The sequence below is a fragment of the Variovorax sp. OAS795 genome, assembly GCF_040546685.1.
Taxonomy (GTDB): domain Bacteria; phylum Pseudomonadota; class Gammaproteobacteria; order Burkholderiales; family Burkholderiaceae_C; genus Variovorax.
This window is the reverse complement of the sequence record NZ_JBEPOH010000001.1, coordinates 4,429,198-4,455,803: the sequence shown is the minus strand read 5'-3', so window position 1 is coordinate 4,455,803 and position 26,606 is coordinate 4,429,198. Positions and strand designations below refer to the sequence as shown.

Genomic DNA, 26,606 nt, shown 5'->3' with positions numbered 1-26,606 from the left:
GCGCGTGGAGACCAGCGTCTCGCTGCTGTGCCTGCCCTGTGCCGGCGCCAGTGCCACGATGTACCTGCGCTGGCGCCGCCTGCTGCCGCGCCAGGTTCGCGTGGTGCCCGTGGAGCTGCCCGGCCGCGGGAGCCGGCTGGGTGAAAGCCTGGTGCGCGACTTCGACAGCCTCGTGGCGCAGCTTTGCGCCGAACAGGCCGAGGCCATGCGCGGCCCGTTCGCGCTTTTCGGCCACAGCATGGGTGCGTTGCTGGCCTATGGCATGGCATGCCGGCTGCGTTCGATGGGATGCGCACTGCCGCTCGCGCTGCTCGCTTCGGGCAGTCCGGCGCCCGCGCGGCGTGACCCCGATCGTTTCGCTGGCAAGACGGGCGACGCCGCACTGATCGCCGATCTGCGCAGGCAGGGCGGAACGCCGGAAGAAGTGTTTGCCAGCGCCGAGCTGATGCGCATCACCCTCGACGTGCTCGGCGCCGACTACCGCGTGTGCGACGGCTTCCGGTACTCCGGCGCGGCGCCGCTGCCGATGCCCGTGCATGTCTTTGCGGGGCGCGAGGACGACATCGACGCCGAGCGCATCTGCGCGTGGTCGGCCGAGGCGGGCGGTCCCTTTTCGCTCGACTGGTTCGACGGCGGGCACTTCTTCATCCGGCAGCAGGAAGCGGCCTTCCTCGATGCGCTGTCGAAGCACCTGGGCCGGGCCATTGCAGGGGGGCACCATGCGTCTCACGCGCTGGCCTGATCCGCTGCCCGCGGGCATCGAGGTCTATCGCGTCGACTTCGATTTCGACCTGGAGGCCGAGACCTTCGCGGCGCGGCAACTGCTCACGTCCTGCGAACGCGCACGGGCCGACAGGTTCACGCGAACCGCCGACCGCGTGCGGTTCACGCAAGCGCGCGCGGCGCTTCGCCGCCTGCTCGCGGCGCGTGCGGGTTGCGAGCCTGCCGAGGTGCCGCTCGCATCGAGTCCCCATGGCAAGCCGCATCTCGCGTGGGCAGGCGGCAGCGGACCGCCGTTCAACCTCTCGCATTCCGGCTCGCATGCCCTCATCGCGCTCGGCGACGAACGGACCGTGAGCGAAGTCGGCATCGACATCGAAGCATGCGGGAGCGATGTGGACATCGAGGGCATCGCTACGCTGGCATTCACCGCGTGCGAACGCGACGAAGTGCGCACTGCACCCGACCCACTGCAGGCTTTCTACAGCCGCTGGACCGGCAAGGAAGCAGTGCTGAAAGCCATCGGCCTCGGAGTGGCGGAGCAGCTGCAATCGATCGGCCTGCACCCCGGAGCGCACGGCCGCTTCACCCTGGCGTGCAGCGTTCCCGGGTGGACCCATTTTCAAGCCGTGGCGCTCGATGCGCCGACCGGCTATGCAGCCGCGCTCGCGTGGCGCGCAAAGGAATCGACATGACCCAGATGCCGCAGAAGGCAAACCCGCAGCCGAGGAATTTCGTGGCGCACTTGCGCGCGCTGGCAAGCACGCGGCCCGATGACATCTGGCTCACGGTGGCCGGCATGGTGAATGGCGAGTACCGCGAAGAGCCCATCAGCTACGGCGTCTTCGAGCGCCGCGTGCGCGCTCTTGCGGCACGGCTGCAGCAGCAGTTCGCCAGGGGCGAGCGTGTGCTTGTCATGCTCGACAACGGCGACGACTACGCGGTCTGCATGCTGGCCTGCTTCTACAGCGGCGTGATCGCGGTGCCGGTGTTTCCGCCCGAGTCCCTGCGTCCGCAACACGTGGCACGGCTCAGCGGCATCGCCGCCGATTCGGGGGCATGTTGCGTGCTGACCTCCGCGGCCATTGAGGGCGTGATGCATGCGGCCGGGCAGTTCGGCAATGCCGAAATCATCGCCGCCGACGCGGTCGATACCGCGCTGGCCGACGCATGGATCCCCTTCGACCCCGCGGCAGGCGACATCGCGTTCCTGCAGTACACCTCGGGCTCGACCTCGGCGCCCAAGGGCGTGATGGTGACGCACGGCAACCTGATCGCCAACGAAGCCGCCATGACGCTGGGCATGGGCGTCGGCCCCGGGGACAAGTTCGTCTCCTGGGCGCCGCTCTATCACGACATGGGGCTGATCGGCGGCCTGCTGCTGCCGCTGTACAACGGCATTCCGCTGGTGCTCACTTCGCCCGGGTATTTTCTCGAACGCCCGGTGCGCTGGCTCGAACTGATCTCGCGCCATCGCGCCACCCACAGCGGCGGGCCGGATTTCTCCTTTCGCCTGTGCCTGGACCGCGTCAACGACGCACGGCTCGCGCAGCTCGACCTTTCGAGCTGGCGCGTGGCCTACACGGGTGCGGAGCCGGTGCGGGCCGACACCGAAGCCGAATTCATCGCACGCTTTGCTGCCGCCGGCTTCGACCCGCGGGCCGCCTACCCCTGCTACGGCCTGGCCGAGGGGACGCTGTTCGTCACGGGCGGTGTGCCCGGCGGCGGCATGGTGGCGCGCAGTTTCTCCAGCGAAGGCCTCTCCCAGGGCGTCGGAGCGCCGGCCGACAGAGGCACGATGCTGGTCGGCTGCGGCGTGGCGGCGCCGGGCCATCGCGTGGAGATCGTCGACGCCGGCTCGCTGCTGCCGGCCGCTCCCGGAAAGATCGGCGAGATATGGACCCGCGGCCCGAGCATCTGCCTGGGCTACTGGGGCAAGGAACGCGAGACGCGCGAAACTTTCGTGGAGCGCGAGGGCCAGCGCTGGCTGCGCACCGGCGACCTCGGCTTCATGCACGAGGGGCAGCTCTACGTCACGGGCCGGATCAAGGACCTGATCATCGTGCGCGGCCACAACCTCTATCCGCAGGACATCGAGCGGCTCATCGAAGCCGAGGTCGATGCGGTGCGCAAGAGCCGCGTTGCGGTGTTCGCCGTGCAGGGGCCGCAAGGCGAGGGCATCGGCGTTGCGGCCGAGGTGTCGCGCAGCATGCAGAAGCTGGTGCCGCCGGAGGTGCTGGTCGATGCGCTGGGCGCCGCCGTCGGCGAGGTGGTCGGCGAGCCGCTGTCGGTGGTGCTGCTGCTGAACCCCGGCGGACTGCCCAAGACCACCAGCGGCAAGCTGCAGCGCAGCGCCTGCCGCGCAAGCTGGACCGACGGCAGCGCCGATGCGTATGCGATCTGGCAGCACGGCGCCTTCGTGCGGGGAGGGCTGCGCCAAGCTGCACCCGAGGCGCCGCTGGACGATTTCGAGCAGGCCGTGGCCGGCATCTGGCACAAGGTGTTGAAGCGGGGCGACGACCATCCTCTCTCGCGCGATGCGCATTTCTTCAACCGCGGCGGCAGCTCGCTGACCGCGGCGCAGGCGGCCGCGCGCATCTCGGCGCAATGGCAGATCGATTTTCCCGTGCGCATGCTGTTCGAGCAGCCGCGCCTGGAGGCCTGCGCCGCGGCCGTCCGGCAGCGGTGGGCGCAAGGGCCGCGTCCGCAGCCCGCGCCCATCCCCGTGCTGTCGGCAGAGCGCCGCTTGTTGCCGATGCCGCTCTCGCACGCGCAGGAACGCCAGTGGTTCCTCTGGCGGGTCGACCCGACGGGCGCGGCCTACCACATGGGCGGCGCGCTCCGCCTCACGGGCGCGCTGGATGCGAACGCATTGCAGGCTGCGCTCGATGGCCTCGCCACTCGCCATGAATCGCTGCGCACGGTGTTCAGCGCGGCCGCAGACGGCCGTGCGGAGCAATGGGTCAAGCCTTCGGGCGCCGTGCCGCTGGCGACGATCGATTGGCGCGGCAAGCACGAGAACGAACTGACGGAGGAAATCCGGCGCTTCACGGCCGAACCCTTCGACCTGACACAGGGCCCTTTGCTGCGCGCCGCGCTGATCCGCACCGGCGACGACACCCATGTGCTCGTGCTGGTCATGCACCACATCATTTCCGACGCCGCGTCGATGCAGTTGCTGATCGACGAACTGGCCGCGGGCTACGCCGCGCAGCTGGGGGGAGAAGATCGGCGGCCGCCGGCGCCGCGCATCCAGTACGCCGACTACGCGCTCTGGCAGCGCGAGTGGCTTGCGGGTGGCGAGGGCGAGCGGCAGCTGGCCTGGTGGCGGGCGCATCTCGGCGACACGCATCCGGTGCTGGACCTGCCCACCGACCACCCGCGCAAGCCGCAAGCCGGGTACCGCGCGGCACGCCATCGCTTCGAGTTGCCCGCCGGGCTGCCCGCCAGGCTGCGCAGTGTCGCCGAGGCCCGCGGCGCCACGCTCTTCATGGTGCTGCTCGCGGGCTTGCAATCGCTGCTGCACCGCTGCACGGGGCAGCAGGACATCCGCGTCGGTGCGCCCATTGCCAACCGCAACCGCGTGGAGGTCGAAGGCGTGGTCGGGCTTTTCGTCAACACGCTGGTCTTGCGCAACCAGATCGATGGCCGCCTGCGTGCGTCGGAGGTGCTCGCACAGGCCCGCGAAGCCGTGCTGGGCGCGCAGGAGAACCAGGACCTGCCTTTCGAGCAGCTGGTGCATGCGCTGCAACCCGAACGAAGCCTGAGCCGGACGCCGTTGTTCCAGGTGATGTTCAACCACCTGGTCGAAGACCACCGAGCGCTTGCGCGGCTGCCCGGCCTCACGGCCGAGGACCTCGCGCTGCCCGACCTCGCGGCGCAGTTCGAACTCACGCTCGAAGCGCGCGAAAGGCCGGACGGCCACCTGTCGCTGTCCCTGGTGCATGCGGCCGAGCTGTTCGAGCGGGACACCATCGAGCGCATGGCGGGGCACTACGTTGCCATCCTGCAGGCATTGGCCGACAAGCCCGACCAGCCGGTGGGCGGCATCGAACTGCTCGATGCCGACGAGCAGGCGCAGCTCACCCAATGGAGCGTGAACACGCACCGTGAGACCGGGACCGAGCCCGTGCACCGCATGATCGAGCGGCAGGCCCGCACGCAGCCCGACGCCACCGCGCTGCTGTTCGGCGACCAGGCCTTGAGCTTCGATGAACTGAACCGCCGCGCCAACCGCCTCACGCACCGCCTCATCGCACGGGGCGCCGGCCCCGAAGTGCGCGTGGGCATCGCGATGGAACGATCCGCCGACATGGTGGTCGCGATCCTCGCCGTGCTCAAGGCCGGCGCGGCCTACGTGCCGCTGGAGCCCCACCATCCGCCCGAGCGCCTGGCCTACATGGCGCAGGACAGCGGCATCCAGCTGCTGCTGGCCCACCGCGCCACCCGCGGCTGTCTGCATGACCGCAGCCGCCTCGCCGCGCTCGAAGTCGACACCCTCGACCTGCGCGCCGAGCCCGACACCGACCCCCAGGTGGCCCTGCATGGCGAGAACCTCGCCTACGTCATCTACACCTCCGGCTCCACCGGCCAGCCCAAGGGCGCCGCCATCCGCCACAGCGCCTTGCACAGCTGCATGGCCTGGATGCAGCGCACCTACGGCCTCACGCGCGAGGACACCGTGCTGCACAAGGCACCCTTCGGCTTCGACGTCTCGGTCTGGGAGATCTTCTGGCCGCTGACCGCCGGCGCGCGGCTGGTGGTGGCCAACCCCGGCGACCAGCGCGATCCGGCCCGGATCGTCGATCTCATCCGGCGCCACCAGGTCACCACGCTGAACTTCGTGCCGTCGATGCTGCAGGCCTTCCTCGCGCACGAAGGCATCGAGGCCAGCACGCGGCTGCGCCACATCCTCTGCGGCGGCGAGGCGATGCCGGCCGAGACGCAGAAGGAGACGCTGCAGCGCCTCGGGGGTGCCACATTGCAAAACCTCTACGGCCCCACCGAGACCACCATCCACGTCACCCGCTGGACCTGCCGGGACGACGGGCAAAGCCAGGTGCCCATCGGAGCGCCGATCAGCCACACCAGCGCCCATGTGCTCGACGGCGAGCTCAACCGCGTGCCCCGCGGGGTCGCAGGCGAGCTGTACCTGGGCGGCGTGAGCTTGGCGCGGGGCTACCTGAACCGGCCGGGCCTGAGCGCCGAGCGCTTCGTGGCCGATCCGTTCGGGGGGCAAGGCGGCAGGCTCTACCGCACCGGCGACCTGGTGCGCTGGAACACCGAAGGGCAGCTGGAGTACCTCGGGCGCATCGACCACCAGGTGAAGATCCGGGGCCTGCGCATCGAGCTGGGCGAGATCGAGGCGCAGCTGCTGGCGCAGCCCGAGGTGCGTGAAGCGGTGGTGGTGGCGAAGGATGGACCAGGTGGTGCGCGGCTCGTGGCCTACCTTGCGGTGCATGCGGATCAGGTCGTCGACACCGCGGTGCTGAAGGAGCGGCTCGCGCAAGCCTTGCCCGACTACATGGTGCCGCGCGCCTTCGCGGTGCTCGACGGCCTGCCGCTCAATGCCAACGGCAAGGTGGACCGCAAGGCGCTGCCGGAGCCGGAGCCGATGGGCAACGCGCGCGCCCATGCCGCGCCGCAAGGCCGCACCGCGGAAACCGTGGCCGCGGTATGGGCCGAGGTGCTGCAGGTCGAACGCGTCGGGCAGCACGACAACTTCTTCGATCTGGGCGGCCACTCGCTGCTCCTGATCCGCGCGCACCGGCTGCTCGAAGACCGGTTGCAAGCCACGATCTCCGTGGTCGATCTTTTCAAGTACCCGACCGTCGAATCGCTGGCGAGGTGGATCGAGCGGGTACCGGCCGATGCCGCGTCGTTTGCCGATTCGGCAACCCTCGGCGATGAGCGCGCCATGCGCCAGCGCGCCGCCATGCTTCAACGCCGCAAGGCGGCAGAGAGAGTGAATTGATGTCCATCCCCCAAGAGCCCTCCGAACCGACGGGCATCGAGATCGCCATCGTCGGCATGGCCGGGCGCTTTCCCGGAGCAGGCGACGTCGATGCCTTCTGGCGCAATGTGCAGGCCGGCGTGGAGTCGGTGTCGCGCTTCACCGACGACGAACTGCGCGCGCGCGGCGTGCCGCAGAGCCTGCTCGACGATCCCGACTACGTGAAGGCCGGCGTGCCGTTCGACGGCTTCGACCGGTTCGATGCCGGCTTCTTCGGCTACACGCCGCGCGAAGCCGAGACCCTCGATCCGCAGCAGCGCATCTTCCTGGAGTGCGCCTGGGCGTCGCTCGAGCACGCGGGCTGCGACCCGGCGCGCGCGCAGGGCAAGGTCGGCGTCTATGCGGGCGAAGGCGCCAACCTGTACCTGATCCGCAACCTGCTGCCGTCCTTCGGCCTGGACCCACAGAGCGGCATCGCCGACCTGCTGGGACTGATGAACGGAAACGCCAGCGGCTCGCTGTGCACGCGCGTCGCCTACAAGCTCGACCTGCGCGGTCCCGCAGTCACGGTGCAGACCGCCTGCTCGACGTCGCTGGTGGCGGTGCACACCGCCTGCCAGGCGCTGCTCGGCCACGACTGCGACGTCGCGCTCGCGGGCGGCGTGTGGCTCAACCTGCTGCAGCAGGGCGGCTACCGCTACCAGGCCGGCGCCATCCTGTCGCCCGACGGCCACTGTCGCGCCTTCGACGCCAAGGCCGCGGGCACGCTCATCGGCAGTGGCGCTGGCGTGGTCGTGCTCAAGCGCCTGGACGATGCGCTGCGCGAAGGCGACACCATCCATGCGGTGATCAAGGGCTCGGCCGCCAACAACGACGGTGCCGGCAAGGTCGGCTTCACCGCACCGAGCGTCGGCGGGCAGGCCGAGGTCATTCGCGCGGCGCAGCTCATCGCCGGCGTGGCGGCGGACACCATCGGCTACGTGGAAGCGCACGGCACCGGCACCACGCTCGGCGACCCGATCGAGGTTGCGGCGCTCACCCAGGCCTTTCGGGCCAGTACCGAACGCCGCGGCTTCTGCGCCATCGGGTCGGTCAAGACCAACATCGGCCATCTCGATGCGGCCGCCGGCGTGGCAGGGCTCATCAAGGCGGCGATGGCGCTCAAGCACCGGGTGCTGCCGCCGAGCCTGCACTTCGAACAGCCCAATCCGCAGATCGACTTTGCGGCAAGTCCGTTCCATGTGAATACCGAGGCACGGCCCTGGGCCGAGGGACCGGCGCCGCGCCGCGCCGGCGTGAGCTCCTTCGGCATCGGCGGCACCAACGCGCACGTGGTGCTCCAAGAGGCGCCGGCGGTTGCGGACGCCGAAATGCCGCGCGGTTGGCAGGTCTTGCCCATGTCGGCAAAGAGCGAAGCGGCGCTGGCACAGGGCCGCGCGCAACTCGCTGCGCATCTGCAGGCGCAGCCCGCGCAGCCGATGCAAGACGTGGCGCACACGCTGCAGACCGGACGCCGCGCGTTCGCATGGCGCAGCGCGGTGGTGGCGAACGATGCGGAGACGGCCGCGCAGATGCTGTCCTCTCCGGCCGCCGCATCGCGCCAGGTGACGGCCCTTGCGCCCGAGGTGGTCTTTTTGTTTCCAGGCAGCGGCAGCCAGCATGCGTGCATGGGCGTGGCGCTCTACCGCGAGCGCGCGGTGTTCCGCGAGGCACTCGATCGCTGCATGGCCTTGCTGCGCACGCACAGCGGCATCGACCTGCAGCCGCTGCTGTTTCCCGCCGCCGGCGAGGAAGCACTTGCGAACGAGCGGCTCTTCCACATCCAAGTCGCGCAGCCGGCGCTCTTCGCCGTCGAGTATGCGATGGCGCAGTGGTGGCTCCACTGCGGTGTGAAGCCCGCGCTGATGATGGGCCACAGCCTCGGCGAATACGTGGCGGCCTGCATCGCGGGCGTGTTCTCCCTCGAAGACGCGCTCGGCATCGTCGCGCAGCGCGCGCGCCTGGTGCAGGCGTTGCCGGCCGGCGCCATGCTTGCGGTGCCGCTGCCTGAAGCCGAGCTGGCGCCATTCCTTGCCATGGGTTGCGACCTGGCGGCGGTGAACGGCGAGCAGCTTTGCGTACTGGCCGGCACACCCGAGGCCATCGCACGCGTGGAGCAGGCACTGCGCGAACGCCAGCACCTGCCGCGCCGGCTGCATGTCGCCGTGGCGTTCCATTCGCGGCTGGTCGATCCGGCCGTGGCCGCACTGGAGCAGCTGGTCGCCTCGGTGCCGCGCCGTGCACCGCGCATTCCGTTCATCTCCAACCTCACGGGCCAACCGATCACCGCGCAGGAGGCGACCAGCCCTGCCTACTGGGGCCGGCACCTGCGCAACACGGTGCGCTTCGGCGACGGCCTCGGCCACATCTTCGAAGCGCCCGGCCGCGTGGTGCTCGAAGTCGGTCCTGGTGACACGCTGACCGGGCTCGCGCGCCAGCACCCGGCCAGCGCCTCGGCCGCCGGCATCGTCGCGAGCCAGGCGCATGCGCAGCAGACCACGCGCAACAGCCAGCAATGCGCCAACGCCGTGGCAGCACTGTGGACGGCCGGGGTCGAGATCGACTGGGCCGCATTGCACGAAGGCGGCGCGCGCGGCGACGCGTGCCGCTGCCGACCTATGCTTTTCAACGCCAGCGTTACTGGGTCGAACCAGCAGATACCGCGCAGGCCTCGGCGTCCGCGGCGCCGGATATCTTCCATGCGCCGGCCTGGCATCGAAGTGCGCCCTCGATGCCTGCCGAACAGCCGGCCGACCACACGGGCTGCACGCTGATCCTCGGCGACACCCACAGCTTCACCGACCGTCTTGCACGCACGTTGCGCGAACGCGGCGTGCGCGTGGTGCTGGCCTTGCGTGGCGCCCGCTTCGAGCGCACGGCTGCGCAGCAGTACACGCTGCGGCTGGCCGAGCGCACCGACCACCAAGCCCTTTTGCGCGCGGTGGAAGCCGAGGCGGGGCCGGTTCGCCGGATTCATCACCTCTGGAGCTTGAGCGGCGACCGTGCCGTGCCGTCGCCGCGAGCAGAAAACTTCGAGGCCGGGTACTTCAGCCTGCTCGCTCTGGTCCATGCACTCGACGCCTCGGGCAGATCGGCCCGGGGTCCCCTGGCGCTGACCATCGTCGCCGACGGGCTCGAAGATGTCGCCGGCACCGAAATGCTGGTGCCGGAGAAGTCAACCCTGTTCGGCCTCGCCAAAGTCGTGGGCCAGGAGTATCCGTCGATCGACTGCCGTGTCGTCGACCTGGTATTGCCCGCGCCGGAAAGCGCAGCCGAAAGCGAGCTTGCACGCCGAATAGCCGACGAGGCTGCGTCCGGGCGCGACGATTTCGCCGTCGCATACCGCGGTCCGCATCGCTGGACCAAGCGCTACGAGCCGCTGCCGGCGCAGCCTGCGACACCGCGGCTTCGCGAGGGCGGCGTCTACCTCATCACCGGCGGCATGGGCGGCGTGGGCCTTGCGCTGGCGCGGCACCTGAGCCGTGCATGGAAAGCCCGCCTGGTGCTGCTCGGCCGCACGCCGCTGCCTGCTCGCGGCGACTGGGAGCGCATCGTCTCGTCGGCCGGCGAGCCCGCCGCGCTGCGCCGCAGGCTGCGGCAACTGATCGACCTCGAAGCCGCAGGTGCCGAGGTGCTTACCGTGTCGGCGGACGTGACCGATGCCGCCCAGTTGCGCGATGCGCTGGCGGCCGCGCATGCCCGCTTCGGCGCGATCAGTGGCGTGGTCCACGCCGTCATGGACCCGGGGCTCGGCATGATCGCCCAGCGCACCCGGGCGCAGGTGGAAGCAGCCTTCGCGCCCAAGGTGGCGGGCACGCGCGCGTTGTTCGATGCGCTGCGCGGCGAGCCGCTGGATTTCGTGCTCCTGTGCTCCTCCATCGCCACCATCGTCGGCGGCCTGGGCCGCAGCGACTACGCGGCCGCCAACGCCTACCTCGATGCGTTCGCGACGGCGCACCGCCGCACTTCGGCGCTGCCGGTGTTCTCGGTGAACTGGGACGCCTGGCGCGATGTCGGCGCCGCGGCCGGCATGGACCTGCCCGAAGGCGTCGGCCTCGACGAGCGCACCGGCGTGCTCGCCTTCGAGCGCATTGTCAATGGGCCCGACCTGCCGCAGACGGTGGTTTCCGCTTCGCCGCTCGCGCCTCGCCTGCGTCCACTCGGCAACCTGCTCGACACGCTGGATGCCGTGCGCGCAACCGAGGCACGCAGCAGCGAATCGCGTCCCGTGCTGGCCACGCCTTTTGCCGCGCCCGAAGGCGAACTGGAAGAGGGATTGGCCGCGCTGTGGACCGAGGCCCTCGGCATTGCGCCCATCGGGGCGCACGACAACCTGTTCGAACTTGGCGGCGATTCGCTGCTTGCGATTCGCCTGCTGTCCCGCGTGCGCAAGGCCTATGGCGTGGAACTGCAGCCGGCCGATTTCTTCAAGGCGCCCACCGTGGCCGAGTTGGCCACCTTGATCGAGCTGCGCCTGATCGACGAGATCGAACGCGAGGCCCTCACCACCGGCGATCTGGGCACGGCCCCCGATCGCCTCCCCGGATTGTCATCATGAGCGAAACATCACTTCTTCCAGAGCGGCGCGCCAGGCTGTCGCCCGCGCAACTGAGCCTGCTGCAGCGGCGGCTCCAGCAAGGCGGCGATGCGCCCGCCACGCGCGATGCCATCGTGCGCGGCCATGTCGACGGACCCGCACCGGTATCGTTCGCGCAGCAGGGCCAGTGGTTCCTGTGGCAGATGAACCCTTCGAACACCGCCTATCACGTCGGCGGCGGGCTGGGCTTTTCGGGGCCGCTCGATGCAGCCGCGCTGCAGGAGGCGATGCAGTCGCTCGTCCGGCGCCACGCGGCCTTGCGCACCGTGTTCGGCCCGGGCCCGGACGGGCTGCCCGAGCAACGTGTGCTCGCGGAGGTTCGCATCGACATTCCTTTCGTCGATCTCAGCGTGCTGGATCCCGAGGCACGCGAACTGCGCCATGGCGAAGTGGTGGACCAGGCCTGCCGCGCGCCCTTCGATCTTGCGGCCGGTCCGTTGCTGCGCTGTGCCTTGCTGAAGATGGCCGCCGGCGAACACCAGCTGCTGCTCATGATGCATCACATCGTCTCCGACGCCTGGTCGGTCGAGCTCATGCTCGACGAGCTCGCAGCGGCCTACACCTTGCGGATGCAGGGCGAAGAGGGCGAACAGGACGGGAAGGCCGCACCGGAAATCAGCCATGTCGACTACGCGCTGTGGCAACGCAAGTGGCTGGCGGATGGCGAAGGCGATCGGCAGCTCGCGTACTGGCGCAAGCGGCTCGGCGGCAGCCAGCCGGTGCTTTCCTTGACCACCGACCGGCCGCGTTCCCCCGAGCCCTGCTACAGCGCCGCGCAGCATTCGCTCCATGTGCCTGCCGCGCTCGCGCAGCAGCTCAGGCAACTGTCGCGCGCACGGGGCGGCACGCTGTTCATGGCGCTGCTTGCGGCGTTCCATGCCTTGCTGTTCCGCCATACCGGCCAGGAGGAGATCCGCATCGGCGTGCCCGTCGCGGGCCGCGGCCGTCCGGAAACCGCGGGCGTGGTCGGCATCTTCATCAACACCCTCGTGCTCGATGCGCGCCTGGATGCGCAGACCGCGCTCGGCGACCTGCTGGCGCAGGTCCGCGACACCGCGATCGAAGCCCAGGCGCACCAGGACCTGCCGTTCGAACGCGTGGTGCAGGCGCTGCGCGCGGACCACGGCCATGCCGCCGCACCGCTGTTCCAGGTCATGTTCAACCACCTGGGGCAGGGGGACCGGCCGCTGCGTGGCTGGCCCGGCCTGAACGTACGGCGCATCGACCTGGCGCAGCGGGCCGCGCCCTTCGAGCTCACGCTGGAAACCATCGAGCGCGAGGACGGCGGCATCCAGGCCAACTTCCGCTATGCGGCCGAGCTGTTCGAGCCGCAGACCCTCGAACGCATGGCGGGCCACTACCTGCGTGTGCTCGAGGCGCTGGCAGGCCGGCCCGCATCGAGGCTCGGTGAACTGGACATGCTGGGCGATGCGGAGCAGGCCATGCTCGCGCAGTGGGGCGTCAATGCGCATCGGCGCGGTGAGGCGCAGTGCGTGCATCGCCTGATCGAGCAGCAAACCGCCGAATGCCCCGATGCGGCGGCGCTCCTCTTCGGCACCGAGACGGTGAGCTACGGCGAACTCAATCGCCGCGCCAACCGGTTGGCGTACCGCCTGATCGAAGCGGGCGTGCGTCCCGAGGTGAAGGTCGGCGTGGCGCTGGACCGCAGCGCCGAGCTGGTGGTGAGCCTGCTGGCGATCCTGAAGGCGGGCGGCGCTTACGTTCCGCTCGATCCCGGGTACCCGGCGGACCGCATCGCCTACATGGTGCAGGACAGCGGGCTGGCACTGGTGTTGACGCAGGCATGCCTGCAGGAACGCCTGCCGCTGCATTTCGGCGTGCCGATGCTGGCGCTCGATACGCTGGACCTCGGCGACCATCCGGACAGCAACCCGGCCGTGGCGATCGACGGCGAGAACCTCGCCTACGTGATCTACACCTCGGGCTCCACGGGCAAGCCCAAGGGTGCGGCCAACCGGCATGGTTCGCTCTACAACCGCCTGGTCTGGATGCAGCAGGCCTTGCGGCTCGGAGAAGCCGACACGGTGCTGCAGAAGACCCCGTTCAGCTTCGACGTGTCGGTGTGGGAATTCTTCTGGCCGCTGATGTTCGGCGCCAGGCTGGCCGTGGCCGAGCCCGGCGACCATCGCGAACCCGCGCGCCTTGTGCACCTGATCCGCGCGCATGCGGTGACCACGCTGCATTTCGTGCCATCGATGCTGCAGGCTTTTCTCGCGCACCCCGGCATCGAGGCCTGCGGCAGTTTGCGGCGCATCGTCTGCAGCGGCGAGGCCTTGCCGGCCGAAGCGCAGAACGAGGTGTTCAGGCGGCTGCCGCAGACCACGCTCCACAACCTCTATGGTCCGACCGAGGCCGCCATCGACGTGACGCACTGGACCTGCCGCGACGACGGACGCACGCAGGTGCCGATCGGCCGGCCGATCGACGACACGCAGGTCCATGTGCTCGACGCCGGGCTGAACCTGGTGCCATCGGGCGCCGCGGGAGAGCTCTACCTGGGCGGCGCAGGGCTCGCCCGCGGCTACGTGCGGCGCGCGGCGCTCACCGCGGAGCGCTTCGTGGCCGACCCGTTCGGCGGCGAAGGCGCAAGGCTGTACCGCACCGGCGACCTCGTGCGCTGGAACAGCGAAGGCCAGCTCGACTACCTGGGCCGCATCGACCACCAGGTGAAGATCCGCGGCTTTCGCATCGAGCTGGGCGACATCGAGGCGCAATTGCTCGCGCAGCCCGAGGTGCGCGAGGCGGTCGTGGTCGCGAGCCAGGGCGTGGGCGGCGCGCGGCTCGTGGCCTATGTCTCGGCGCAGGCGGGCCAGGCCATCGACACCGTCCGCTTGCGCGAGCAGCTCGGCCGGGTGCTTCCCGACTACATGGTGCCCGGTCTCTTCATGGTGCTGGAAACCCTGCCGCTGAATGCCAACGGCAAGGTCGACCGCAAGGCGCTGCCCGAACCGGAGCGCGCGACTGCGCAAGCCTGCGAGGCGCCGCAAGGCGCCGGCGAAGTGGCGCTCGCAGCGATCTGGGCCGAGGTGCTCGGCGTGCCGCGCGTGGGCCGCCATGACAACTTCTTCGAACTCGGCGGGCATTCGCTCATGGCCGTGCAGGTGGTCGCGCGGGTGCAGGCCGCCATGCATGCGGACCTGACGGTGGCAGACGTCTTCAGGCAGCCCGTCCTCATGGACATGGCCCGACTCATTGCAGATGCCGCCGAAAGGAAACCCGTGGCCCAGTCTCTCTCCGACATCGAAGCCTTCATGGACAGCCTGGAGATCGCGTGATGGACATCTCGGCCATCCATGACCAGATCGGCAAGCGCTTCGCCCGCCTCGAACCGGCGCAGCGCCGCGCGGTGTACCAGAAGATCCGCGCCGAGGGGCTGGCGATCGGGCAATTTCCGATCCTTGCGCGCAGCGAGGCCGAACGCATCGCCTGTGCGCCTTCGTATGCCCAGATGCGCCAATGGTTCCTCTGGCAGCTGGCGCCGGGAAGCTCCGCGTACCACATCTCCGGTGCGCTGCGACTCGAGGGCACGCTGGACCGCGAGGCACTGCAGGCGAGCTTCGATGCCCTGGTCGAGCGTCACGAATCGCTGCGCACGGTGTTCCGCGCGAATGCCGGGGGCCTGGTCGAGCAGGTGGTGCAGCAGCGCGCGGCGCTCGACATCCCGCTCATCGATCTCGCTGCGCTTCAGGCCGGGGACCGCGATGCAAGGGCCGACGAAGAAGCCCGCCGCATTGCCGAAATGCCCTTCGACCTGACGGCCGACTCGCTGCTGCGGGTGGCGCTGATCCGGCTCGATCAACGGACGCACCTGCTCGTCGTCGTGATGCATCACATCGTGTCCGATGGCTGGTCGCTGAAGATTCTCGTGGACGAGTTCGCGGCGCATTACCGCGCGCTCGCCAACGGGCAGTTGCCTCGGCTCGCGCCCTTGCCGATCCAGTACGCCGACTACGCCGCCTGGCAGCGCCAGTGGCTCGAAGCGGGCGAGAAGGACCGGCAGCTCGGCTACTGGAAGACGCAGCTCGGCGCCGAGCACCCGGTGCTGCAGTTGCCGACCGACCACCCGCGGCGCGCGGACGGCCAGTACCGCGCTGCACGCCACGACATCGCGCTGCCGCAGAAGCTGGTGGACGCACTGCACCGGCGCGCGCAAGCCGAGGGCGCCACGCTCTTCATGGTGCTGCTCACGGGTCTCCAGGTGCTGCTGCACCGCTACACGGCGCAGCAGGACATCCGCATCGGCGTGCCGGTGGCCAACCGCCACCGCGTGGAGTCCGAAAAAGTCATCGGCTTCTTCGTCAACACGCAGGTGCTGCGCAACGTGCTCTCGAGCCGCACGACGCTGCTGCAGGCGCTCGACGCCACGCGCGATGCGGCGCTCGGTGCGCAGTCGCACCAGGACCTGCCGTTCGAGCAGCTGGTGGAGGCCCTGCAACCCGAGCGCAGCCTGGGTACCGCGCCGCTGTTCCAGGTGATGTTCAACCACCAGCGGCGCGACCACGGTGCGCTGGAGAGCCTGCCTGGCCTCAGCGTGCAGGACCATGCGCTGGGCGGACAGTCCGCGCAGTTCGAGCTCACGCTGAGCGTCATCGAGGACGCGCAAGGCCATGTGCAGGCGAGCTTCCACCATGCAGAGGAGCTGTTCGACGCGGCGACGATGGCGAGCATGGCGGGGCACTACCTGGCGGTGCTCGCTGCGCTGGCGGACCATCCTTCACAAGCGGTCGGCGATGTCGACCTGCTCTCGGCCGGCGACAAAGAGCGGCTCGCGCACTGGGGCGCCAATGCCCAGGATGTGCAGGGCAGCGAACCCGTGCATCGCCTGGTGGAGGGGCAGGTTCGCGAACGCCCCGAGGCCACGGCGCTGCTGTTCGACGACCAGACGCTGAGCTACGGCGAGCTGGACCGCCGTGCGAACCGCCTGGCCCACCGGCTCATCGCGCTTGGCGTGAAGCCGGACGCGCGCGTCGGCATCGCGGTGGAGCGGTCGTTCGACGTGGTGGTCGGCCTGCTCGGCATCCTGAAGGCCGGCGGCGCCTATGTGCCGCTCGACCCCGAGTACCCCGCGGACCGGCTGGCCTACATGGTGGCCGACAGTGGCATCGACCTGCTCGTGACGCACAGCCGTGTCGCGGCGCGCATTCCCGTGGCCGGGCACGTGCGCGTTCTGCCGCTGGAGACGCTCGACCTGGCTGCCGAGCCATGCCATGCGCCTGGCGTCCCGGTGCATGCGGGCAACCTGGCCTACATCATCTACACCTCGGGCTCCACGGGCCTGCCCAAGGGCGTGATGGTGCCGCACGGCCCCTTCGCCGCGCATTGCGTGGAAACGGCCATGCTGTACGAGATGGGGCCGCAATCGTGCGAGCTGCATTTCCTGTCTTTCTCTTTCGACGGCGCGCACGAGCGCCTCTTCACGGCGCTGTGCTGCGGGGCCTCGCTGCTGCTGCGCGATGCGTCGCTGTGGACCGCCGAGCAGACGCTGGATGCGATGCAGCGCCATGGCGTCACCAACGCCGGCTTTCCGCCGGCCTACCTGCGCCAGCTCGCCGACTGGGCGCGCGACACCGGCCGCTGCCCGCCGGTGCGGCTGTATTCGTTCGGCGGCGAAGCGATGCCGCGCGAAGGCTTTGACGCGGTGCGCCGGCACCTGAAGCCCGAGCTGCTGATCAATGGCTACGGTCCCACCGAAGCGGTCGTCACCCCGATGCTGTGGAAGGTCGATGGCGCGGCGAGTTTCGAAGAGGGCTATACGCCCATCGGACGGCCCGTGGGGGAGCGCAGCGCCCGCGTGCTCGATACCGACCTCAACCTGGTACCGCGCAATGTGGCGGGCGAGCTGTACCTGGGCGGCGAAGGCCTGGCACGCGGCTACCTGCATCGCGCGGCGCTCACGGCCGAACGCTTCGTGGCCGACCCGTTCGGAGACGAGGGCGGCCGGCTGTACCGCACCGGCGACTGGGTGCGTTGGCGCGATGACGGCCAGCTCGAGTACCTGGGCCGCATCGATCACCAGGTGAAGGTGCGCGGCTTCCGCATCGAGCTCGGCGAGATCGAGGCCCGGCTGCTGGCGCAGCCCGAGGTGCGCGAAGCCGTGGTGATCGCGCGCAACGGGCCTGGCGGCGCGCGGCTCGCGGCCTATGTTTCTCCGAGCGCCGGCCGTTCCATCGACACCCCGGTGTTGAAAGAACGGCTTGCGCGCGTGCTGCCCGACTACATGGTGCCTTCCGCCATCGTGGTGATCGATGCACTGCCGCTGGGCCCGAGCGGCAAGATCGATCGCCAGGCCTTGCCCGAGCCTGAACTGCTGCAGGACGAGAAGACCTTCGAGGCGCCGCTGGGCGAGGTCGAAGAGGCGATTGCAAAGGTATGGTGCGGCGTGATCGGCCTGGAGCGCGTTGGCCGGAACGATAACTTCTTCGAACTGGGCGGCGATTCCATCCTGAGCCTGCAGATCGTCGCACGGCTGCGCCTCGCGGGCTGGAAGCTGAGCCCCAGGCAGATCTTCGAGCGCCAGACCGTGGCCCAGCTGGCGGCCGCGGCCGAACCCGTGGGCGACGCGAAACCGGTGGGCGCGCGCGATGCGCAGGGCGAAGCGCCCCTCTTGCCTTTCCAGCAAGCGTTCTTCGAGATGCGGGTGCCTGTGCGCAACCACTGGAACCAGGCGGTGCTGCTGAAGTGCCGCGAGCCGCTGCAGCCGCCGGCGTTGCGGCAGGCGTTGTGCGCCGTGGTCCGGCACCACGACAGCCTGGGCTTGCGCTACAGCCAGGATACCGAAGGCGCCTGGCGCCAGCGCTACTCGGCAATGTCCGACAACGAACTCGCCGAGTTGCTGTGGGTGCGCAAGGCCCGCGACGCGGCGCAGCTCGAAGCGCTTTGCGACGAAGCGCAGCGCAGCCTCGACCTTGCGCGCGGGCCGCTGCTGCGGGCGCTCGCGGTCGAACTGCCGGCCGGAGAATCGCGCCTGTTGCTTGCCATTCACCACCTCGTGGTCGATGGCGTGTCGTGGCGCATCCTGCTGGAAGACCTGCAGCATGCCTACCTCCAAAGCCTTGCGGGCCGGGTCATCGTGCTGCCGACCAAGAGCAGCAGCTGCAAGGACTGGGCGGTCGCACTGCAGGGCTACGCACAGGGTCATGCCGAAGGCATCGGCCATTGGGCGAGCCTCGCGGATGTGCCCGCCCGCCTGCCGTGCGCGCACCCGGAGGCGTCCAAAACCGTTGCCGACCAGCAGACCCTCGCGCTCCGGCTCGACCAGGCCACGACGCAGGCGCTACTGAAGGACGCGCCAGCGGCCTACCGCACGCAGGCCAACGACCTGCTGTTGACCGCGCTGGGCCGGGCGCTGTGCGCATGGGCCGGCCACGCCAGGGTGCTGGTCGATCTCGAAGGACATGGGCGCGAGGACCTGTTCGACGGCATCGACCTGTCGCGCACCGTGGGCTGGTTCACCACGCTGTTCCCGGTGGCGCTCGATGCTTCGGGCGAACCGGGAGATGCGATCAAGCGCGTGAAGGAGAGCCTGCGCGGCATTCCCGACAAGGGGCTCGGCCATGGCGTGCTCAGGCGCTTCGGCAGCGCTTCGCAACAGGAGGCGTTGCGCGCGCTGCCCTGCGCGCAGCTGGTCTTCAACTACCTCGGCCAGTTCGAGGGCAGCCTGGGTGCGCCATGGTCGCTGGCGCACGAGCCGGGGGGCGCCCCGGTGGATGCCGGCGCACCGCTGACGCACGAGTTTGCCGTCAACGGCCAGGTCCATGAAGGCGTGCTCGAACTGCGCGTGAGCTTCAGCGGGGCGCGGCACGATCGCGCCGAAGTGGAGGGCTGGGTGCGGCGGTTCCAGCAGGAGCTCGAGGCGCTGGTCGCGCACTGCACCAGCGGCGCACAGGGCGCAACGCCATCGGACTTTCCGCTGGCCCGCATCGGCATGCAGCAGCTCGATGCCTTGCCGGTTCCGCAAGCGAACCTCGCGGACCTGTACCCGCTGGCGCCGATGCAGGCCGGCATGCTGTTCCACAGTCTCTATGCCCCCGGCGGCAGCGCCTACGTCAACCAGTTGCGCGTGGATATCGACGGACTCGATGCGGTTCGGTTCAAGGCTGCGTGGCGCGCGGTGCTCTCGCGGCACGAGGTGCTGCGCACCGGCTTCCTTGTCGGCGAGTCGGCGTTGCAATGGGTGGCCCGAGAGGTCGATTTGCCGCTGGCCGAGCACGACTGGCAAGCGCGCAGCGACATCGCCGGCGCGCTCGACGATCTCGCGCAGGCGCAGCTCGCCCTGGGCTTCGACCTGGCGCAGCCGCCGCTCATGCGACTGGTGCTGGTGCGCACGCAGGCGGACAAGCACCACTTCGTCTGGACCATGCACCACCTGCTGCTCGACGGCTGGAGCACCTCGCAGCTGCTGGGCGAGGTGCTGCGGCACTACGCCGGCGAGACCCTTGCGCCGGCAGGCGGGCGCTACGCGGACTACATCGCGTGGCTGCAGCAGCGCGACGGACGGGCCGGCGAGCGCTACTGGCGCGAGCAGCTGGCGCGCATCGAGGGGCCCACGTGGCTGGCCGACGCCCTGCCCAAGCCGCGTGACGCGCAGACGGGGCATGGCATGCACCGCCGCGAGATCGACGCGCCGCGCACGCGTGCGCTGATGGCCGCGGCCCAGCGCGAACGCGTGACCCTCAACAGCCTGGTGCAGGCCGCCTGGGCTTTGCTGCTGGCGCGCCACACGGGGCAGCGCACGGTGAGCTTCGGCGCCACCGTGGCAGGCCGGCCGGTGGAGCTGCCCGGCGCACAGCAGATGCTGGGCCTCTTCATCAACACACTGCCGGTGATCGCCACGGTCGGGCCCTCACAGAAAGTGGGCGACTGGCTGCGCGAACTGCAGGCGCAAAACCTCGGCGCGCAGGCGCATGAGCACACCCCCCTCTATGAGATCCAGCGCTGGGCGGGGCAGGGCGGGCAGGACCTGTTCGACAGCATCGTGGTGTTCGAGAACTATCCGCTGGACCAGGCGCTGAAGCAGGGCGCACCGGACCGCCTGCGCTTCGGCGAAGTTCGGAACCGCGAGGAGACGAACTATCCGATGACGCTCTCGGTCAACCACGGCGAGACGCTGCTGCTGAGCTACAGCCATGCGCGCGGCCGCTTCGACGCGGCGGGCATGGAGACGCTGGCGCGCCGCATGGAAGAGCTGCTCGAGGCACTCGCCCATGCACCGGGCGCGCGGGTGGGCGACATCGGCCTGCGGGACCCTGTTCGTTCACCCCCGCCGGAGTTGGCGAAGAGCGCGGATGCCGCCGACCCCGGCCAGCCCGTGCATCGCTGGTTCGAACAGCAGGCCGCGCTGCACCCGGATGCGACAGCCGTCGTCTGTGGCGACGAGAGCCTCAGCTACGCCCAGCTCGACGCGTGCGCCAACCGCCTCGCGCATCGCCTGGTCGCGCTCGGCGTGACGCCGGAAGTGAAGGTCGGCATCGCGGTGGAACGCTCGATCGAGATGGTGGTCGGCCTGCTCGGCATCCTGAAGGCCGGCGGCGCCTACGTGCCGCTGGACCCTGACTACCCCGCCGATCGCCTGGCCGCCATGATCGAGGACAGCGGCATCCGCCTTTTGCTGACGCAAAGCCGGGTGGCGCCGAAGCTCCCTCCGCGAAACGGCGATGTGCACCTGCTGGTGCTCGACACGGCCGACCTCGCATCGGAACCAACGCATGCCCCTGAGGTGGCGGTGCATGCCGATCACCTCGTCTACGTCATCTACACCTCGGGCTCCACCGGACGTCCCAAGGGGACGCAGCTCACGCACCGCAATGTCACGCGCCTCCTCGACTCGACGCAGCCCTGGTTCGGCTTCGGTGAGCAGGACGTGTGGACGAACTTCCACTCCTACGCCTTCGACTTCTCGGTGTGGGAGATCTTCGGTGCGCTGTGCACCGGCGGCAAGCTGGTGGTCGTGCCGTTCTGGGTCAGCCGTTCGCCCGACGACTTCGTGGCGCTGCTGCGCGCGCAACAGGTCACCGTGCTGAACCAGACGCCCTCGGCCTTCCGGCAACTGATGCACAGCGCGGCGCTGGCGGCCGGCGACCGCCTGCCGCTGCGCTGCGTGATCTTCGGCGGCGAAGCGCTCGAGCCCGGGAGCCTGCGGCCATGGATCGATCGCTTCGGAGACCGCCAGCCGCAGCTCGTCAACATGTACGGCATCACCGAGACGACGGTGCACGTGACCTACCGGCCGATCGTGCGCGCCGACCTGGACGTGCAGAGCAGCCCGGTGGGGGCCTGCATTCCCGACCTCGGCCTGTGGGTGCTCGACGGCGACCTCAATCCGCTGCCGGTCGGCGTCGCGGGCGAACTGCATGTCTCGGGCGCGGGTCTCGCGCGCGGCTACCTGAACCGCGCCGGCCTGAGCGCCGAGCGTTTCGTGGCCGCACCGTTCGGCGAGGAGGGCGGCCGGCTGTACCGCACCGGCGACCTGGTGCGCTGGCGCGGCGACGGCCAGCTCGACTACCTCGGGCGCATCGACCAGCAGGTGAAGATCCGCGGCTTTCGCATCGAGCTCGGCGAGATCGAGGCGCAACTGCTCGCGCAGCCCGAAGTGCGCGAGGCGGTCGTGCTCGCGAAAGAGGGCGCGGGCGGCATGCGGCTCGTGGCCTATGTGTGCGCACGCGCGGGGCACGCGGTCGATGCCGCGATGCTGCGTGAGCGGCTGCTGCAGAAGCTGCCCGACTACATGGTGCCGGCGGCGCTGACGGTGCTCGATGCCGTGCCGCTCAATGCGAACGGCAAGGTCGACCGCAACGCGCTGCCCGATCCGGAGATCACGGGCGCCGGTGCCTTTGAGGCGCCGGTCGGCGACGTGGAGGTCGCGCTCGCCGCCATATGGTGCGAAGTGCTGGAGGTGGAACGCGCGGGGCGCAACCACGACTTCTTCGAACTGGGCGGCCACTCGCTGAGCCTCCTGGCGGTGCAGGCGAAGGTGCAGGAGCGCTTCGCGGTGCAGTTGCCCCTCAAGCGCTATTTCGAGAACCCGAGGCTGGCCGCGATGGCGGGCGCCGTACAGGAAGAGGTCGGCACAGCCGCGGCGGGAGGGTCCGAAGACCTCGCCCGGATGGCCGCGCTGCTCGACCTTCTGGAGGATTGATGGAGATCGACAAGCACAGCCTTGCAAACCGCTTTGCGCGCCTGCCCCGCGAAAAACAGAAGGCCTTTCTGGGCCTGCTGCAAAAGCAGGGCGTGGACTTTGCCAGGCTGCCGATCGCGCGCTTGCCGGCGGGAGCCCGGGCCGAACTTTCCTATGCGCAGCTGCGGCAGTGGTTCCTGTGGCAGCTGGACCCGAAGAGCACGGCCTACCATATCTCGGGTGCGCTGAAGCTGCGTGGGGCACTGGACATCGACGCGCTGAAGCGGAGTTTCGGCGCGCTGCTCGAACGCCATGCCTCGCTGCGCACGGTGTTCCGCCCGGATGCGCAGGGGCTGTGCGAACAGATCGTGCGGGAGGGCGTCGACCTCGACATCCCGGTGATCGACCTGGCCAGCGCGCAGCACGACGTGGAAGTGCGTGCGCGCGAAGAATGCAGCCGCCTGAGTGCCACGCCCTTCGACCTCACGGCGGGCCCGCTGATACGGGTCGGCGTGATCCGGTTCGCCCCGCAAGTGCACCTGCTCGTGCTCGTGATGCATCACATCATTGCGGACGGCGCCTCGCTGCATCTGCTGGTGGGAGAGTTCGTTGCGCAGTACCGCGCACGCGTTTGCGGAGAAGGCTTGGACCTGCCGCCGTTGCCGATCCGCTATGCGGACTACGCCGCATGGCAGCGCAGCTGGCTCGAAGCGGGTGAAAAGGACAGGCAACTGGCCTACTGGGTCGAGCGCCTGGGCACGGCCAACCCGGTGCTGCAACTGGCCACGGACCGCAGCCGGCGGCCGGGCGGGCACTACACCGCGGCGCGGCACGGCGTCGACCTTGCGCCCGCGCTGGCGCAGGGTCTTCACCAGCGTGCACGCACGCAGGGCGCCACGCTCTTCATGGTGCTGCTGGCGGCGTTCCAGGCCCTGTTGCACCGCTACACCGGGCAGCAGGACATCCACGTCGGCGTGTCGGTGACCAACCGGCATCGTGCGGAGACCGAAGGCGTCGTCGGCCTCTTCGTCAACACGCAGGTCATGCGCGGCGCGGTCGAAAGCCGCATGAGCCTGGCGCAAGTGCTCGCGCAGGCGAAGGACGCCGCAGTGGGCGCGCAGGCGCACCAGGACCTGCCTTTCGAGCAGCTGGTGGACGCGCTGCAGCCCGAACGCAGCCTCAGTGTGAGCCCGCTGTTCCAGGTGATGTTCAGCCACGAGCGGACCGACGCCCGCACGCTGAAGCAGCTGCCCGGCCTCGCACTCGAAGACCATGCGCTGGCGGCGCCCGTGGCGCAGTTCGAACTGGTGCTGAGCACGAGCGAGGACGCGGACGGGCGCCTGCACGTGAGCTTCATCCATGCCGCCGAGCTGTTCGATGCGGCGACCATCGAGCGCTTGACCGCGCACTATGTCGCGATGCTCGGTGCGCTGGCTGGCGATGACTCGCTCGCGGTGGGCGACGTCCCGCTGATGAGCACGCCCGAGCAGGCGCAGCTCACCCAATGGAGCGTGAACACGCACCGTGAGCCCGGGACCGGGCCCGTGCACCGCATGATCGAGCGGCAGGCCCGCACGCAGCCTGACGCCACCGCGCTGCTGTTCGGCGACCAGGCCTTGAGCTTCGGTGACCTGAACCGCCGCGCCAACCGCCTTGCGCACCGCCTCATCGCACGGGGCGCCGGCCCCGAAGTGCGCGTGGGCATCGCCATGGAACGATCCGCCGACATGGTGGTCGCGATCCTCGCCGTGCTCAAGGCCGGCGCGGCCTACGTGCCGCTGGAGCCCGACCACCCGCCCGAGCGCCTGGCCTACATGGCGCAGGACAGCGGCATCCAGCTGCTGCTGGCCCACCGCGCCACCCGCGGCTGCCTCCAGGACCGCAGCCGCCTCGCCACCCTCGAAGTCGACACCCTCGACCTGCGCGCCGAGCCCGACACCGACCCCCAGGTGGCCCTGCACGGCGAGAACCTCGCCTACGTCATCTACACCTCCGGCTCCACCGGCCAGCCCAAGGGCGCCGCCATCCGCCACAGCGCCTTGCACAGCTGCATGGCCTGGATGCAGCGCACCTACGGCCTCACGCGCGAGGACACCGTGCTGCACAAGGCACCCTTCGGCTTCGACGTCTCGGTCTGGGAGATCTTCTGGCCGCTGACCGCCGGCGCGCGGCTGGTGGTGGCCAACCCCGGCGACCAGCGCGATCCGGCCCGGATCGTCGATCTCATCCGGCGCCACCAGGTCACCACGCTGAACTTCGTGCCGTCGATGCTGCAGGCCTTCCTCGCGCACGAAGGCATCGAGGCCAGCACGCGGCTGCGCCACATCCTCTGCGGCGGCGAGGCGATGCCGGCCGAGACGCAGAAGGAGACCCTGCATCGCCTCGGGGGTGCCACATTGCAAAACCTCTACGGCCCGACCGAGACCACCATCCACGTCACGCGCTGGACCTGCCGGGACGATGGGCAAAGCCAGGTGCCCATCGGAGCGCCGATCAGCCACACCAGCGCCCATGTGCTCGACGGCGAGCTCAACCGGGTGCCCCGAGGGGTCGCAGGCGAGCTGTACCTGGGCGGCGTGAGCCTGGCGCGGGGCTACCTGAACCGGCCGGGCCTGAGCGCCGAGCGCTTCGTGGCCGATCCGTTCGGGGGGCAAGGCGGCAGGCTCTACCGCACCGGCGACCTGGTGCGCTGGAACACCGAAGGGCAGCTGGAGTACCTCGGGCGCATCGACCACCAGGTGAAGATCCGGGGCCTGCGCATCGAGCTGGGCGAGATCGAGGCGCAGCTGCTGGCGCAGCCCGAGGTGCGTGAAGCGGTGGTGGTGGCGCGCGAAGGGGCGGTCAACACGTCTCTCATCGGCTATATCGCGTTGCATGCGGACCAGACCATCGATGCCGCGGCGCTGCGCAAACGCCTTGGCCAGGTGCTGCCGGACTACATGGTGCCGCGCCTGGTCGTCACGCTCGCGGCGTTGCCGTTGAACGCCAATGGCAAGGTCGATCGCAGGGCCTTGCCCGAGCCGGAAGGGTTGGACAGCGAGCGCGCCTACGAAGCGCCGCAAGGAGAGGCCGAGCAGGCGCTGGCTGCGATCTGGTGCGAAGTGCTCGGGATTCCACGCGTGGGCCGCGATGACAATTTCTTCGACCTGGGCGGCGATTCCTTGCTGAGCCTCAAACTGGTCGCGCGCATTCGCGCGCAGCTGCCCGGCGGCAGGCACCTGAGCCTGGCCGACGTGATGCAGGCCGGGAGCCTGCGCGCGCTGGCCGCGCGCGTGCACCAGCGTGAGGCCGTCGCCAGCGATGCGGTGTGCCTGCATGCCGGAGGCACTGGCGTGCCGTTGTTCTGCCTGCCGGGCCTGATCGTCAACACGCGCGAGTTCCAGCCGCTGGCGCGCGCGGTGAAGGGCGACCGGCCGGTGTATGCCTTCGTGAGCCATGTCTACACGCGCAAGCGCTGGCGCGGTTTTGCCATCCGCGAGCTCGCGGTCGACTATGCGGACTTCATCGTCAAGACCGCCATCGGCGGCCGCTGCGCACTGCTGGGCTGGTCGCTCGGCGGCGACCTGGCCTTCGAGGTGGCGCGGCAGCTCGAGGGGCGCATCGAGATCGTGTTCTTCGGCGCGGTCGATGTGTTCGAGCCGGAGCCGATGGTGCCAACGGGCAACCTGACTTCTGCGCAGCGCGCGAAGGCCGACGAAACCTTGGCCGCCTGGCTCGCCAGGTCGGAGATGGCGGCGCATTGGAACGCGCTGTTCGCCCGCATGACCGGCGCCGAGCAGGCCTGGGTGGCCGAGCAGTTGCTGGACCCGAACTGGGTCTCGCCGCTCGACGGGACCGGCGACGAGGCCTACGAATATCTGCTGTGGGCCACGCTGGACAGCCGCGTGCAATCCGCATGCTACGCCGAAGCGAAGACGGATCTCGCGGTGCAGGTGTTCCATGCCGAGCGCTCGCTGCAGGCGCCGGGCGCGCTGCGCCGCTGGCCCGGCCGCGCGCGCGTGCTGTCGACCGAGGTGGTCGCGGGCACCGGCCACCTGGACATCATCCGCGACGCGCAGTTCGGCGCCACCGTGAAGCACCGCCTGCGGGCGCTCGACCTCGGCTAGCGCCCCAACCGCGGCGTAAAAAAAGGCCGGATGCCCGCGAGGGCACCCGGCCTTTGC

Annotated in this window: 6 protein-coding genes and 1 pseudogene; all 7 read left to right on the top strand. The window is 69.9% G+C overall.

Features of this window, described 5'->3' with window-relative positions:
* Nucleotides 1-4 precede the first annotated feature (4 nt).
* Entirely contained in the window at nucleotides 5-742 is a 738-nt protein-coding gene (locus ABID97_RS21500) for a thioesterase II family protein (RefSeq protein ID WP_354400600.1), read from the top strand.
* On the top strand, nucleotides 720-1,415 hold the full coding sequence (locus ABID97_RS21495; protein ID WP_354400598.1) for a 4'-phosphopantetheinyl transferase family protein: 696 nt from the start codon (nucleotides 720-722) through the stop codon (nucleotides 1,413-1,415). The genes ABID97_RS21500 and ABID97_RS21495 overlap by 23 nt, the downstream gene beginning before the upstream one ends.
* Nucleotides 1,412-6,694, top strand: a complete 5,283-nt coding sequence (locus ABID97_RS21490) for a non-ribosomal peptide synthetase (protein WP_354400596.1) — start codon at nucleotides 1,412-1,414, stop codon at nucleotides 6,692-6,694. The genes ABID97_RS21495 and ABID97_RS21490 overlap by 4 nt, the downstream gene beginning before the upstream one ends.
* Nucleotides 6,694-11,270, top strand: a pseudogene (locus tag ABID97_RS21485) (type I polyketide synthase). Before ABID97_RS21490 ends, ABID97_RS21485 begins: the two are co-directional and overlap by 1 nt.
* Nucleotides 11,267-14,605 (top strand): non-ribosomal peptide synthetase, encoded by a 3,339-nt coding sequence (locus ABID97_RS21480; RefSeq protein ID WP_354400594.1) that lies wholly within the window; start codon nucleotides 11,267-11,269, stop codon nucleotides 14,603-14,605. The pseudogene ABID97_RS21485 and the gene ABID97_RS21480 overlap by 4 nt, the downstream one beginning before the upstream one ends.
* The gene (locus ABID97_RS21475; protein ID WP_354400593.1) at nucleotides 14,605-22,464 is read left to right on the top strand and encodes a non-ribosomal peptide synthetase; all 7,860 of its coding nucleotides are present in this window, start codon (nucleotides 14,605-14,607) and stop codon (nucleotides 22,462-22,464) included. Before ABID97_RS21480 ends, ABID97_RS21475 begins: the two co-directional genes overlap by 1 nt.
* Nucleotides 22,464-26,549 (top strand): non-ribosomal peptide synthetase, encoded by a 4,086-nt coding sequence (locus tag ABID97_RS21470; RefSeq protein WP_354400592.1) that lies wholly within the window; start codon nucleotides 22,464-22,466, stop codon nucleotides 26,547-26,549. Before ABID97_RS21475 ends, ABID97_RS21470 begins: the two co-directional genes overlap by 1 nt.
* Nucleotides 26,550-26,606 lie beyond the last annotated feature (57 nt).

Excerpts from the sequence above, each read along its gene's own strand:
- ABID97_RS21495 (WP_354400598.1), top strand. The coding sequence starts at position 720 with ATGCGTCTCACGCGCTGGCCTGATCCGCTGCCCGCGGGCATCGAGGTC.
- ABID97_RS21480 (WP_354400594.1), top strand. The coding sequence starts at position 11,267 with ATGAGCGAAACATCACTTCTTCCAGAGCGGCGCGCCAGGCTGTCGCCC.
- ABID97_RS21470 (WP_354400592.1), top strand. The coding sequence starts at position 22,464 with ATGGAGATCGACAAGCACAGCCTTGCAAACCGCTTTGCGCGCCTGCCC.
- ABID97_RS21475 (WP_354400593.1), top strand. The coding sequence starts at position 14,605 with ATGGACATCTCGGCCATCCATGACCAGATCGGCAAGCGCTTCGCCCGC.
- ABID97_RS21490 (WP_354400596.1), top strand. The coding sequence starts at position 1,412 with ATGACCCAGATGCCGCAGAAGGCAAACCCGCAGCCGAGGAATTTCGTG.